7 protein-coding genes and 1 pseudogene are annotated in these 14,434 nt (G+C 50.2%); all 8 read left to right on the top strand.

Annotated features, from left to right (window positions below; translation table 11 throughout):
• Positions 1–393 precede the first annotated feature (393 nt).
• The 8 genes and pseudogenes from IPL71_RS04885 (at position 394) to IPL71_RS04850 (ending at position 14,423) form a co-directional block, all read left to right on the top strand.
• Positions 394–1,269: a methylated-DNA--[protein]-cysteine S-methyltransferase gene (locus tag IPL71_RS04885; protein ID WP_345319412.1), complete on the top strand. Its 876-nt coding sequence runs from the start codon at positions 394–396 to the stop codon at positions 1,267–1,269.
• 67 nt (positions 1,270–1,336) lie between these two features.
• Positions 1,337–2,263, top strand: a complete 927-nt coding sequence (locus tag IPL71_RS04880; protein ID WP_345319410.1) for an EamA family transporter — start codon at positions 1,337–1,339, stop codon at positions 2,261–2,263.
• Positions 2,264–2,362: 99 nt separating this feature from the next.
• A pseudogene (locus IPL71_RS04875) lies at positions 2,363–3,704 on the top strand (glutamine synthetase family protein).
• Positions 3,705–3,862: 158 nt separating this feature from the next.
• Positions 3,863–4,930, top strand: a complete 1,068-nt coding sequence (locus tag IPL71_RS04870) for an FG-GAP repeat protein (protein ID WP_345319408.1) — start codon at positions 3,863–3,865, stop codon at positions 4,928–4,930.
• Positions 4,927–5,832, top strand: a complete 906-nt coding sequence (locus IPL71_RS04865) for an FG-GAP repeat protein (RefSeq protein ID WP_345319406.1) — start codon at positions 4,927–4,929, stop codon at positions 5,830–5,832. Before IPL71_RS04870 ends, IPL71_RS04865 begins: the two co-directional genes overlap by 4 nt.
• Positions 5,833–5,906: 74 nt before the next feature.
• A complete protein-coding gene (locus IPL71_RS04860) occupies positions 5,907–6,281 on the top strand; it encodes an S-layer homology domain-containing protein (protein WP_345319404.1) in 375 nt (124 codons plus the stop codon).
• Positions 6,282–7,003: 722 nt separating this feature from the next.
• Positions 7,004–7,747, top strand: a complete 744-nt coding sequence (locus IPL71_RS04855; RefSeq protein WP_345319402.1) for a cadherin-like domain-containing protein — start codon at positions 7,004–7,006, stop codon at positions 7,745–7,747.
• A complete protein-coding gene (locus IPL71_RS04850) occupies positions 7,710–14,423 on the top strand; it encodes an Ig-like domain-containing protein (protein ID WP_345319400.1) in 6,714 nt (2,237 codons plus the stop codon). The genes IPL71_RS04855 and IPL71_RS04850 overlap by 38 nt, the downstream gene beginning before the upstream one ends.
• The last annotated feature ends 11 nt before the right edge of the window (positions 14,424–14,434 follow it).

Raw genomic sequence — 14,434 nt, 5'->3', positions numbered from 1 at the left:
AAATATCAGCAAGATCACGAGGTGGAGGTTCTCCCGTGCGAACGGGACGCTAATCGCGAAAGCGAGAAAATCGGATAGATCAGCGGATGCCTCTGAAGTTAATCACAAACTTCCTTCTCCCTTCCAAAGCAAGCGTTTTGAGCATGGAAATTAAAAATGCTCATCATTGAAAGCCATACAGTGATGCATGGGATAAAATGAACGCAGTGATACAGGCATGATCCGCCTGTTGCTTTTGGAAGGGCGTTTCTTTTTAATACCCGCGTGTATTGAAACAGGTATGCCCGTGCATATCTGTTTTTTTGTATCATCTCCAGAACAATTGCGCAAGAAACGGGTCGCCCGCAAGACGGCTGTCAAATACAATCTCCATCATCAAAAAGGAGATCAACCATGGAAAATAACCCCAGCCTCGAACTTTCACAACATTATCAATTGATCGAACAGGCCATTCAATACATTGAAGCCAATGTGCAGCGCCAGCCCGAACTCGATGAGATCGCATCTGCCGTTGGATTAAGCGAATATCATTTTCAGCGTTTATTTACCCTCTGGGCAGGCATCAGCCCGAAACGCTTCATGCAATTCCTTACAAAAGAACACGCCAAGGAATTACTTGCCCGCTCTGAAAACCTGCTCGACACCACGCATCAAGTTGGTCTTTCCAGTTTGGGGCGCTTGCATGATCTTTTCGTCAACACAGAAGCAGTGACACCCGGTGAATACAAATCACGCGGCGCAGGACTCACCATTCATTACGGCCTACATCCCACTCCATTTGGAAAATGCCTGATCGCCGCCACCGAACGCGGCATCTGTCACCTGGGATTTATCCAAACCAGCGACAGCGAAGGCGGCGCAATTGACAGCCTGGCCGCGGATTGGAAGCAGGCAAAGATGGTCGAGGATTACCACACCACCGCCCCATTGATCGCCCGCATCTTTCATAATCCGAAACCTGATTCGGCTTTCGATCAAGCGGATCAGCCCCTCAAGCTTCATCTGCGTGGCACAAATTTTCAAATTAAAGTTTGGGAGGCATTGTTAAATATTCCAGTCGGCTCATTGACCACCTATGAGCATATCGCAGCGCAGATCGGCAGCCGAAGCGCGGTTCGCGCAGTTGGCACCGCCGTGGGACATAACCCGATTGCTGTTTTGGTTCCATGTCATCGTGTGATACGCAAAAGCGGCGAATTTGGAAATTATCGTTATGGCAATGCAAGAAAAAAAGCATTGCTGGCGCATGAATTTATGCAAACTGCATAGAACAAAAAATCAAGATCATTAACTTCACCCTTTGGCTCCGCTTAGGGCGAATCTATCAAGGAAAAAAATGAGATCAAAAATCTGGCTGGCTTTACTGGCACTCTATATCGTTTGGGGTTCAACCTATCTGGGAATCAAGATCGCGATTGAAACCATCCCTCCATTTTTTCACGGAGGAATTCGGTTTCTCATCTCAGGTTTGATTCTTATCATCTGGCAGCGCGCTGCGGGACAATCCATGCCAACAGGCAAACAGTGGATATCCACCGCGATTATCGGTTCGCTTTTATTGCTGGGCGGCAACGGACTGGTAGCCTGGGCGGAACAATTCATCCCCTCTGGAATCGCCGCGTTGATCATTGCATCCGTGCCCATGTTTCTGGTAATTGGAGAAGCGATCCGCCCAAACGGCGTGAAGCCAAACTGGCAGGGTATCGTTGGCCTGTTGATCGGCTTCGTAGGCATCTTTATTCTTGTCGGCCCTGCTGAATTTTCCGGGGGAGGTACAAAGCTGAATCCTCTCGGTGTGGCAGCTTTGCTCGCTGCCTGTTTATTTTGGGCAACCGGCTCCATTTATAGTAAATCAGCAGACCTGCCCAAATCATCATTGATGAATACAGGCGCGCAAATGTTGACGGGAAGTATTAGTTTGTTTATCATTTCGTTTGTCACTGGCGAATTGAATGGATGGGAGATCAGCGCCGTTTCAGCGCGCTCGTTGTATGGATTATCGTATCTTATTTTTGTAGGTTCACTGGTCGGGTTTGTTTCCTATGGTTGGTTGTTGCAGAATGCGCCCATCTCGCTGGTCTCAACTTATGCCTATGTTAACCCGGTTGTTGCTGTCTTGCTTGGGGTTTGGTTTGGGAATGAAACGCTGGAGCCGCGTATGTGGATCGCGACTGCAATCATTATCGGGTCGGTAATTTTCATAAACAGCACCAGGCCAAAAGTTAAGTATGAAGCGAAGGAGGTTGTTGAAGGCGCATCGTAAACAGAAAATATCCGAGGGTCGTCAGTAATCATCTGAAAAATTGGAGAAAAACCAGCAGCGAGCTGCCGGACTCCAAAAAATAAAAAGGAGAAATTAAAAATGGACGGAAAAGATTTAGTCAAAAAAGTAAAGGAAGATAAGGTCAAGTTCATCTCGCTGCAATTCACAGATGTAATGGGCGCGGTGAAAAGCCTTGATATGCCGATACGTCATCTCGAAGATGTGGCAAAAGACGGCGCATGGTTCGATGGCTCCTCAGTGGAAGGTTTCGCGCGTATTCAGGAAAGTGATATGCGTTTGAAGATCGACCCGGATACCTATGCTGTTTTACCCTGGTCATCTGACGACTCAAAACGCGCGCGCGTGTTCTGCGATATTTACACACCCGATGGCGAACCGTTCGAGGGCGACCCGCGCGGTGCATTGAAGCGCATTCTTAAGAAGATCGCTGATCGCGGCTGGATGCTCAACATCGGGCCTGAGCCTGAGTTCTTCCTCTTCAAAGGCTTCTGATGGAAATGGCGTTCACCCTGTGCCGCATGATACCGGCGGTTATTTTGATTTCTCTTCCTTCGATGAAGCTGTGGTTGTACGCACCGCATTGATGGAAGCGCTCGACGCGATGGGACTCGATGTGGAAGTGGGTCATCATGAAGTTGCATTGGGCCAGCACGAAATTGACTTCCGTTTTGCCGATGCACTCAAAGCTGCCGATAATGTGCTGACTTTGAAATACACTGTGAAGGCGATCGCAGCCCAGCACGGACTGACCGCATCTTTCATGCCCAAGCCTGTGTATGGCATTAATGGCTCTGGTATGCACTGCCATCAATCCCTCTTCGATATCAAGACCGGCAACAATCTGTTCTTCGATAAGACAGACTCCGCTCACCTTTCACCTTTGGCTTATTCATTCATCGCGGGTCAATTGGAACATGCCCGCGCACTGGCGGGTGTGGTTGCTCCGACTGTGAATTCTTACAAACGTTTGGTTCCCGGTTATGAAGCCCCTGTATATATTGGCTGGGCACAGCAGAACCGTTCGGCTTTGATCCGCATTCCACGTTACACCGAAGGCCGCGACAAGGCTGTCCGCGCTGAATTGCGTTTCCCTGATCCTTCTTCGAATCCATATTTGGCGTTCACAGTGATGTTGGCCGCCGCCCTCGATGGCATTGACCGCAACCTCAAAGCCCCCAAGCCGTTGAACAACATCAATCTCTATCACCTCGACAAGGCAGAGCGCACCAAGCTGGGTGTGACCGAACTTCCCGGCTCATTGGCTGAATCGTTGACCGAGTTGGAAAAGAACGAAGTGTTGAAATCTGCACTCGGCACAACCCTGTTTGAAGCCTACATGCGCGCCAAGTGGGAAGAGTGGGACGAGTTCCGCTTGAGTGTTACCGATTACGAGATCAAGAAGTATATGGAAACAGCGTAAAGTAAGTGAGAAGTAATAAGACCCGGTGGTTTTCATGGAAATCACCGGGTCTTTTATTATCCACCTATACAACGAAAAAGATACTTTATAATAAATGAATACCATTCGAAATATTTAGGGAGAGATAATAATGAAAACCCAAATCCATATTCAATCTTTTGACACTCTTTGCCTTGTTGATTTCCCTGCTCGGCAGTGCAGCGGCTTTCAGCCCTGCTCATGCAGCACTCCCTGCCAATCTTCCCACAGGGCTTACCGCCGCCGACTGGTCACAGATCGAAGCCTTGCTTCCCCCGACTCAACAAACCTACATCAAAGCCTCCAATACAGAGGCGAATGATTCGTTCGGCATCTCTATGGCCCTCTCTGGGGATACCCTCGTGGTGGGGGCAATTTTTGAAGACAGTAATGCCACTGGCGTGAATGGAAATCAGGCGAATAATTCCGCAACAGACTCCGGCGCGGCCTATGTCTTCACCCGCAATGGAACGACCTGGAGCCAGCAGGCATACCTCAAAGCCTCCAACACCAATCCTAATGACTGGTTTGGCGCTTCAGTCGCCATCTCTGGAGATACCCTCGTGGTGGGAGCGTTTTTTGAAGACAGTAATGCTACTGGCATAAACGGAAATCAGGCAGACAATTCCGCATCCGAATCAGGCGCGGCCTATGTCTTCACCCGCAACGGAACGACTTGGAGTCAGCAGGCATACCTCAAAGCTTCCAATACCGATCCCAATGACTGGTTTGGATACTCAGCCGCCATTTCTGGAGACACCCTCGTGGTGGGAGTTTTTAAGGAAGATAGTAATGTCATTGGCGTAAACGGAAATCAATTGGATAATTCCGCAACCGACTCTGGCGCGGCCTATGTCTTCACCCGCAACGGAACGAACTGGAGTCAGCAGGCATACCTCAAAGCCTCCAATACCGAGGCAATTGATGATTTTGGCAACTCCGTTGCTATCTCTGGAGACACCCTCGTGGTAGGAGCTTTGAATGAAAGTAGTAATGCCACTGGCGTGAACGGCAATCAGGCGGATAATTCCGCATCCTACTCCGGCGCGGCCTATGTCTTCACCCGCAACGGAACAACCTGGAGCCAGCAGGCCTACCTCAAAGCTTCCAATACCGATCCTAATGACTGGTTTGGCTACTCCGTCGCCATCTCCGGAGACACCCTCGTGGTAGGATCACGTTTGAAGACAGCAATGCCACTGGCGTGAATGGGAATGAAACAGATAATTCCGCAAACGCTTCCGGCGCGGCCTATGTCTTCACCCGCAACGGGACGACCTGGAGTCAGCAGGCATACCTCAAAGCCTCCAATGCCGAGGCAGGGGATTTGCTTGGCAACTCCGTTGCCATCTCTGGGGACACCCTGATAGTGAGCGCTTATTACGAAGACAGCAATGCCACTGGCGTGAACGGAAATCAGGCAGATAATTCCGCAACCGAATCAGGCGCGGCCTATGTCTTCACCCGCAGCGGGACGACCTGGAGTCAGCAGGCATACCTAAAAGCCTCCAATACTGGGTCAAGTGATAATTTTGGCTGGTTGGTCGCCATCTCCGGAGACACCCTTGTGGTGGGAGCACATTTGGAAGACAGCAATGCCACCGGTATGAACGGGAATCAGGCGGATAATTCCGCAGCGGGTTCCGGCGCGGGGTATGTCTATCTGATGGACACCATTGCGCCCACAGCCACCTCCATCACGCGCGCCTCGGCTACCCCAACCTCTGCATCCAGTGTGGATTTCACCGTCACCTTCTCGGAATCTGTGATCGGAGTAGACCCGGGCGATTTCACTCTGACAACAACCGGCGTATCTTCCGCCGCCGTTAGCGGAATCAGCGGCTCAGGCAGTGTCTACACTGTTACAGTCAACACCGGCGTTGGCAGCGGCACCCTCCGTCTGGACGTATTGGATAACGACGGCATCACAGACCTAAGTCTTAATCCACTCGCTGTCGGCTTGACAACAGGTGAGTTCTATACGATCAGCAAGACACCGATCTTTACCGATGTTCCATATAGTTATTGGGCAAATAGTTACATTGAGCGTTTATATACAGCGAGCATCACCGGCGGTTGTGTGCTCAGTCCTGCAATACCGCCCCGATAGCACTGTCACCCGCGCGCAGATGGCGATCTTCTTATTGAAAGGGGATTCACGGTTCGAGTTATACGCCGCCTGCCGTGAATGGCAACACCGGCTTCAGCGATGTCGCTGCGGATTACTGGGCCGCCGCGTGGATCAAGCAACTGGCCGCCGAAGGCATCACCAGCGGATGCGGCGCTGGAATCTACTGTCCCGACAGCACAGTTACCCGCGCGCAAATGGCAATCTTCCTTTTGAAAGCCAAAAACGGCTCCAGTTATGCTCCGCCCGCGGTGGGTGGCAGCACCGGCTTCAACGATGTGGCAGTCAATTATTGGGCAGCTCCGTTCATCAAGCAATTGGTCACCGATGGCATCACCAGTGGCTGCGGCGCGGCAACTACTGCCCCGATGACTCCAGTCACCCGCGCGCAGATGGCGATCTTTTTGGTGAGGACATTTAATCTGCCATAATCAATAAGGTCTTAAATAAGTAGAAGCAAAAGTTCCCAGTGATTTTATAAAATCACTGGGAACTTTTTTTATCCACTCACATAACCCTATACAACAAACCTACATCAAAGCCCTCAACTCCAGCGCGACCTATGTCTTTACCTGCTGAATTGATCTGATTAAAATACATAAAGAAGCAGTGTGTTGATAAAAAACATGATAATATGGGTGAAAATCGTTAAATATCATTACGGCAGATCGTAAATGTTTGAATAGCTCACTAAACGAAATAAAATAATCGATTTGGTATTTTACTTTTTAAAAAACATACTCTGCTCAAGATTACCGCCTGTCTTTGGAGGTTTATATGTTTACATGCCGTAATTTTCTTAAAATCTAAAATCCCTATACACTCACATACTATTCGAAATCATGGTTTGGATCTTGGCGAGCTGAACGCTCCAATTTCCAATCGCGGGCTAGCTCAATCTGCAAACGCAACAATCTATGCTTCACCTGCAAATCTGGTAAATATAAATCCGGCAAAAGGTGATACGCCGCACAATAATACGATGCCATACCTAACCTTTTATTTTTGAATTACCTTACAAGGAATTTACCCGCTACGAACATATACTTTACTTAAAATCTAGCGGTCTGACAGTCTTAAAAAGGCAGGACATACGCAAACAGGTGGTTAGCTTAATTTTTATTTTTTAAACAGTGCCCAGGAAGGAGATTTCATGTCATACTTAAATTTTCTTATTCAAGAATTTACTTTAAACATTCCTGTATTTATCAAAGCACGTGTTTCGCGGGTTATCACTTTCTTTTTCGCAGTCATCTTGAGCACCTTCTTAACCATTGGAGCAGTGACGGTCGCCCGTGCAGCGGCAGATGTAATGCCCAATCTGCTGCCAACGATCACGGCTACAAAAGCTGATACATTTATCGGTGGCGACGGTGATGGAAAAGCCGACCCTGGTGAGACCATCCGATACACCACGGTCATCTCGAATAGCGGCACAGATGCCACAGGGGTCACCTTCAACGATATTATTGATGCCAATACCACACTGGTGGCCGGCACAGTAAATGTCTCTCCTTTGGCGATCAACGACAGTTACGACACGGTTGGCAATACACTGCTAGACGTCAGTAGTGTTGTCCCCGCCAGTCCGACCGTACATGTGGCTGGAAGTCTATTTACAAACGACGTTGAGTTTCTGGTTGACACATTCGACGTTACGCATACACACATCACATCTCATAGTAACCCTGCCAACGGCACACTTACGCTAGATAACAATACCGGTACCTTTACGTATCTACCGAGTGCCAATTTCACTGGTATCGACAGCTTTACCTATACCCTGACAGACTCAGCAGGGCTAACAGACACAGCCACCGTTACGATTAATGTCCTTGGTCGGGTTTGGTATGTCAAGAATGATGCAGCAGCAGGCGGTCTGGGCCGTTCCGTCTGATCCATTTGATACCTTGCTTGAAGCACAAACCGCCTCATCTGCCAGCGACACGATTTATATTTTTCAGGGCAACGGTACAAATAGCGGACAGAACACAGGCATCATCCTCAAAGATGGGCAGCGCCTATTGGGCGAAGGCGTTGCTTTAACTGTGCCCGTTAGCATTAATAGCGAATCAAATCCTACTACTTTGCGCACAGCAGGCACATTGCCGATCATCGGCAATGGCGCAGGCGATGGTGTCTCACTTAGCACAGTTTCCATCGGCGCAAGTTTTACAGGTGTTGAAATTAGAGGATTAGACATCTCAGGCACTGGCAACGCTATTGATGTCACCACGAACAGCACATTTGGCGGCAGTTTTGAACTGGCCAACAATGTAATAAATGCCACAACCGCTGAAGGTATTGATATTAACGGTGGAGGCAGCAGCGCACTGACCATAAGTCTTCACGACAATACGATTACCTCAAACGGAAATGGAATCGATATTCAACGCACGGCTGGCAGCATCACAGTCACAACTTTTGACGATAACGTGGTATCAGGCAACACGGGTGGATCCGGCATTAACATTGTCGGCACAGGCGCGAGCATCCTCTTTGATGCCATACCCGGCACGGCCGCCTTTGATGTCGTCTCAGGCGGTACAACAGCGATTGGGCAATCAGGTAATAGCGTAGGAGCAGCGGGGTTAACATTAAGCAATATTAGAGGCGATATCAGTTTTACTGACCTCGACATCTACGCAAATAGTGGAGCCGCATTGTTTGTTAACGGCACAAGCCCGAACTACACAGGAACTTCAGGAACAAGAGTCACTGTTAATACCGCTGCCCCCACGCTAGCAGCAAGCGCCGGAGCAGCGGCAGATATTACAGACGCTAACATTACCCTTGTCCTTAATACCATGTCAAGTTCAAATAGCGCCACTACCGGCGTTTCATTAACAAGAGTAGGCGGAACATTCACTGCACCTTCAGGAAGCTCAATTACCAATGCCACTGGAGCTGATTTCTCCATCAATGGCGGAAACAATGCCAACGCAAATGTTACGGTCACCTATCCAGGTACGATCACCGATGACATAGGTACTCTCATCCAAATTCAAAACGTGACAGCCACCAGTACACATGCATTCTCCGGTGCAATTACTGATGGTAATGATGGCGATGGCAGTGGCATATCCCTCACCAGTAATACCGGCGCGACGATCAACTTTACCGGAGCATTAACCCTTTCAACTGGGGCAAACACAGCCTTCAATGCTGCTGGCGGCGGCACAATAAGCGCAACGAATACAACCAGCACGGTGACAACGACAAATGCAACCGCCGTGAATGTTGTTAATACCACCATTGGCGCAAGTAACCTGACCTTCCGCTCAATTTCATCCAGCGGCGGCAGTGCAACCGGTATCATCCTGACCAACACTGGGTCCACTGGATCGCTGGTGGTTGCGGGGGATGGCACCACTACAAAGGGTGGGAACGGCTCCGGTGGAACAATTACGAACAAAACCGGCGGCGCGGATGGCAGTGGATCAATATCGTCGGGCGTCTATATTAATAATGGTTCTGCCATTTTGCGGAATATGACCCTGACACGCTTTGATAATTACGGCGTTTATGGACTTGGCATTAATAACGTAACGGTGCAATACAGCACTGTTGGTGCGATCTCTGGCACAGCCTGTGCCGATACAGATGGTGACATCGGAACAGACTCTGGTTCTGGTGATGCAGCACTGGTCTTTGGAATCACCAACCCCAGCGGCTCGAATGGTTTTTCGAGTGGCGGTTCTCTGTTGCTGGATAATCTGAGAGTCTTTTGTTCGATTGAGCATCAGGTTGAAATTTATCAGCAGAGCGGTATTTTCACAGCAACAATCTCCAATAGCGATATTAAAGACGCAAGCCCATCGTTGGGTGGTGATGGTGTTCAAGTTGAAATGCAAGGTACGGCCAACGGCACCGTGATAGTGGACACTGTCAGCTTTGACGATAACAAATCTCAGGCTGTGCAGGGCGCTGCCAACGATAGCTCAACATTAGATATGACAGTTAAGAACTCCACCCTTGTGCGTAGTTCCCAGGGCAATGAAGGTATTTTGTTTTCAAATGGCAGCAATGGTGATTTGATTGCCCATGTTACCGGAAATAATATCAGCGGTATTCCCGGCGCAAATATTTTTGTTGGCCAAACACCTGGCAATGCTTCTGCATCATCCAGCCTGACGGCATATATTGCCAATAACATCATTAACCACCCAACCTCAGCCGTAAACAGCGCCATCCTCGTATGGACGACCAGCACGATTGGCGCAGGTGCTCCGGCCAATGTGATGGTCACAAACAATGTCATTACTCAAAATTCTACAGGCGGCGCCTCACGCGGTATTTTTGTAGACACGCCGGATGCCAACACAAACCCGAATTTTTCTGTAACGGTGTCTGGAAATACTGTAAATGTGATGGACGGTAATTTAGGCATGAATGGGATTGCTGTTCAGGGTCGTCAGGTTTCCAGTGCCTGTTTTGATGTACGCAACAATACCGTAAATTTCCCCTTAGGCAACGTTGCTGGCATATTAGGTATCCGCATTCGTCAAGCTGACACCGCAGTTGTTAACCTTGAGCAGGGCAGTTCAGCAGGCGCGGCAGCAGCGGTGCTTGCAGCCAATAATATAGCCACAACCGAGTCGTTTGGTACGGTAAACGTGGTTGGCAATAGTACCTGTGCCAATCCGCCGGTTTCTTTTTCCCCAAATCGGACAGGGGCGATTGCTCAAGCACAGCTCAAAGCCAGCATAGATACTCAGACCATGATTAGCTTGGCTCCCGTTTCAATCGAAAAAACGGTTTCAAATGGCACCCCTGGCTCAGTGATGAAGTATGATTTTCCGGCACGATCAACTACAGCGAATGTCTCTGCGAATCCAGACGGAGGCAAGCCGCTCTTTGCGCTGATGCAGCCCGCTCTGGCCTTTTCTGGTGAAACGATTGGGCCTATCTCCATTGGCACATTGCCGGCCGGCAAGAGTATCACGATCACATACAATGTCACTGTTGATAGCCCGCAGCCAGATGGCAAAACTCAAATACTGAATCAGAGCACGATCTTAGGCTCGAATTTTAGCAATGTCCTTACAACTGACGCCGGCCCGGCAGACTGCGTGAACGGCACAAAGACCTGTACGCCGGTTGACCGACCCGATACAACCGCATCTTCGATCAATCGTCAATCACCTTCAACGACACCAACGAATGCAACCTCAGTTGTTTGGCGTGTGACCTTTGCCAACGCTGTTTCTGGTCTTACCGGCAGCAACTTTACTCTGACGAACACGGGCCTCACCGCTCCTTCTATTACCACTGTCTCCGCAGTCACTGCATCACCTGATACGCAATGGGACGTGACAGTCAATACCAGCACAGGCAATGGCACACTGGGCTTGAATATGACCAGCGATGTCGGGCTGTCTCACGATTTCACCAACCTGACATCCACCGGCCAGACCTACACCATCGACAAGACTGCGCCAACCGTAACCAACGTTACCAGCAGTACAGCGGACGGCGCTTACAATGCTTCTGATGCGATCAGCATCCAGATCACCTTCAGCGAAATTGTGACTATCACTGGCACGCCTCAACTCACCCTGGAAACTGGTGCGACCGATCAGGCTGTGGATTACACCAGCGGCAGTGGAACGAACACCCTGACATTTACATATACCGTTCAAACTGGAGATACCTCCTCTGACCTCGATTACTTCAGCACGACTGCTTTGACCCTCAACGCTGGGACGATTCAGGATGCATCTACAAACAACGCCAATCTAACCCTAGCCTCACCAAGTACAGCTGGTTCATTGGGCAACAATAAAGCCATCGTCATTGACACCAATGCGCCAACAACAACTTCCTTCACACGCTTCAATCCCGCCACCAGTCCAACCAGCGCCGACACCCTCATCTTCCGCGCTACCTTTAGTGAGAGCTTAAGCGGAGTAGATACAACCGACTTCTCCGTAAACGGAACCACCACAGCAACAGTAACGGGCATCTCGCCCATTAGCGCCAGCCTTTATGAAGTCACCGTCTCAGGCGGCGATCTGGCTGCCTTCAATGACACAGTTGGGCTAAACTTTAGCGGTGTTATGAACATTACAGACCTGGCAGGCAATGCGCTTGCCAATACCGAACCTTCCACTGACGAGATATACACTGTCGACAACAATGGTCCCACCATCACAAATGTTACCTCGACAGCATCGAATGGAGCTTATACCACCGGCGCAGTCATCCCGGTCACAATTACCTTCAGTGAATCTGTAACCGTCACTGGAATTCCACAGTTGACGCTCGAAACCGGCGCGGCCGATGCGGTAGTGAATTACACAAGTGGCAACGGAACAGCCACTCTGACCTTTAACTACACCGTCACTGCTGGGCATACAGCAGCCGATCTCGATTACGTTGGCACCGGCTCTCTAGCCCTCAACAGCGGCACAATTAAAGATGGAGTCAGCACCGATGCCAACCTAACTCTGCCTGCTCCAGGTACTCCTGGCTCTTTGAGCGTGAACAAGAATATTGTGATTGATACAACCGCCCCATCTGCACCAGTAGTTCAAGCCCCAGCCAATAGCAGCAACACGAACGACAGCACACCCACTGTGACCGGCACCGCTGAAGCCAATAGTACAGTCAACGTGATCGTTGACGGCTCGCCCGCTGGAACAACATCCGCGAATGGAACTGGAGACTGGTCGTTCATTCTTGGATCAATCTTAATCGAAGGGTCTCATACCGTTCGAGCCACAACCACCGATGCGGCGGGCAACACCAGCGTAGACTCCAACACCAATACGTTCACAGTGGACACGACTGCGCCCGATACAAACATCACCGCCAATCCCACCAACCCCACCCATAGCACTAGTGCAAGTTTCAGCTTCACAGGGAATGATGGCAGTGGTTCGGGCATTACCGGTTTCCAATGCAAACTTGACGGCGGGTCATTCACAGCCTGTACCACCCCGCAAAACTATACGGGGTTATCAGATGGCAGCCATACCTTCCAAGTACGTGCCAGTGACGCCACCGGAAATATGGATGCAACCCCTGCCAGCTATACCTGGATAGTGGATACGACAAGCCCAACGGTTGTTGTAAGTTCGGCGGCCACCAGTTCCACCAATGTTTCGCCCATCATCGTCACCATCACCTTTAGTGAAGCGGTCACCGGCTTCACTCCATCTGTCGCAGCTGGCGATATTGTCATTGGCGGCGTAGGCGGAGTCGACAGCAACCCACAAACAGTCAGCGGCGCAGTCTACACCTTTGAACTGACCCCCAGCGCTCAAGGCACAATAACGATCCAAGTTCCAAGCGGCAGCACATCCGATGCGGCCACCAACAGCAACTCGATCTCAAACATCTTCAACATTACGTATGATACCGTTGCACCCACTGTAACCATCAACCAGAAATTAAGCGCACCAGCTCAATCTGACCCGGCCAACTCCAGCCCAATCAACTTCACAGTGGACTTTAGCGAAAGCGTCACCGGCTTTACCGAAACGGATGTAACCCTAAGCGGCTCCGCCAATCCGACAACTGCTATTGTTACCGGCAGCGGCACCACCTACAATGTCGCAGTCAGCGGAATGACCGCCTCAGGCACTGTGATCGCATCCATCCCATCTACTGTTGCACAAGATGCTGCTGCAAACAATAACAACACATCCACCAGCACAGATAACACAGTCTCCTTTATCTTCGACAGCACACTGCCAACAGTTATTTCCAGTGTGCGCGCTGATCCAAACCCCGCCTCCACTGCCAGCGTAGACTTCACCGTCACCTTCTCAGAACCCGTGACAGGCGTAGACACGAGCGACTTTACGTTGACATACAGCGGCGTAGCAACCGCAACCGTCAGCGGGATCAGCGGCGCAGGCAGCGTCTACACTGTAAGTGTCAACACCGGCACTGGCAATGGAAGCATCCGTTTGGATGTATTGGATGACAACACCATCGTCGATGCAGCTCTCAATCCATTAAGCGCAGGCTTTACCGGCGGCGAATCCTATACCATTATCAACAGATCAGCCATCTTTGTTGACGTACCCCATAACTACTGGGCAAATGGACATATTGAGCGTTTATACAATGCCGGCATCACCAGCGGATGCTCCGCCAATCCGCTCAACTACTGCCCCGATGTCGAAGTTACCCGGGCTCAAATGGCGGTCTTCATCTTGAAAGGCATTCATGGCTCATCTTATACGCCGCCCAATGCAACTGGAACTGTATTCAATGATATCCCCGTCAACTACTGGGCAGCCGCCTGGATCGAGCAAATCGCAGCCGAAGGAATCACCAGTGGATGTGCAAATGGAAATTACTGTCCTGACCAAACTCTCGCCACCCGGGCCCAAATGGCGATCTTCCTCTTGAAAGCCAGGTATGGCGCGTCATACACACCTCCCCCGGCAAGCGGTAACTTCAACGATGTGCCTGCCAATTACTGGGCCGCCGCATGGATCGAGCAGCTCGCCGCAGAAGGCATCACCAACGGCTGCGGAAACGGCAGCTACTGCCCTGAGAGTCCGCTCACTCGCGCGCAGATAGCGGTCTTTTTAGTAAGAACTTTCAACCTGCCATAAGACAACACCAC

Origin of the sequence: Candidatus Villigracilis proximus, assembly GCF_016717045.1 — a bacterium.
Taxonomy (GTDB): Bacteria; Chloroflexota; Anaerolineae; order Anaerolineales; family Villigracilaceae; genus Villigracilis; species Villigracilis proximus.
The sequence above is the reverse complement of the archived record's forward strand: the minus strand, read 5'-3'. Positions and strand labels throughout refer to the sequence as shown.

Coding starts and splice junctions, on each gene's coding strand:
- IPL71_RS04885 (WP_345319412.1), top strand. CDS start 394: ATGGAAAATAACCCCAGCCTCGAACTTTCACAACATTATCAATTGATC.
- IPL71_RS04855 (WP_345319402.1), top strand. CDS start 7,004: ATGTCATACTTAAATTTTCTTATTCAAGAATTTACTTTAAACATTCCT.
- IPL71_RS04880 (WP_345319410.1), top strand. CDS start 1,337: ATGAGATCAAAAATCTGGCTGGCTTTACTGGCACTCTATATCGTTTGG.
- IPL71_RS04850 (WP_345319400.1), top strand. CDS start 7,710: ATGATGCAGCAGCAGGCGGTCTGGGCCGTTCCGTCTGATCCATTTGAT.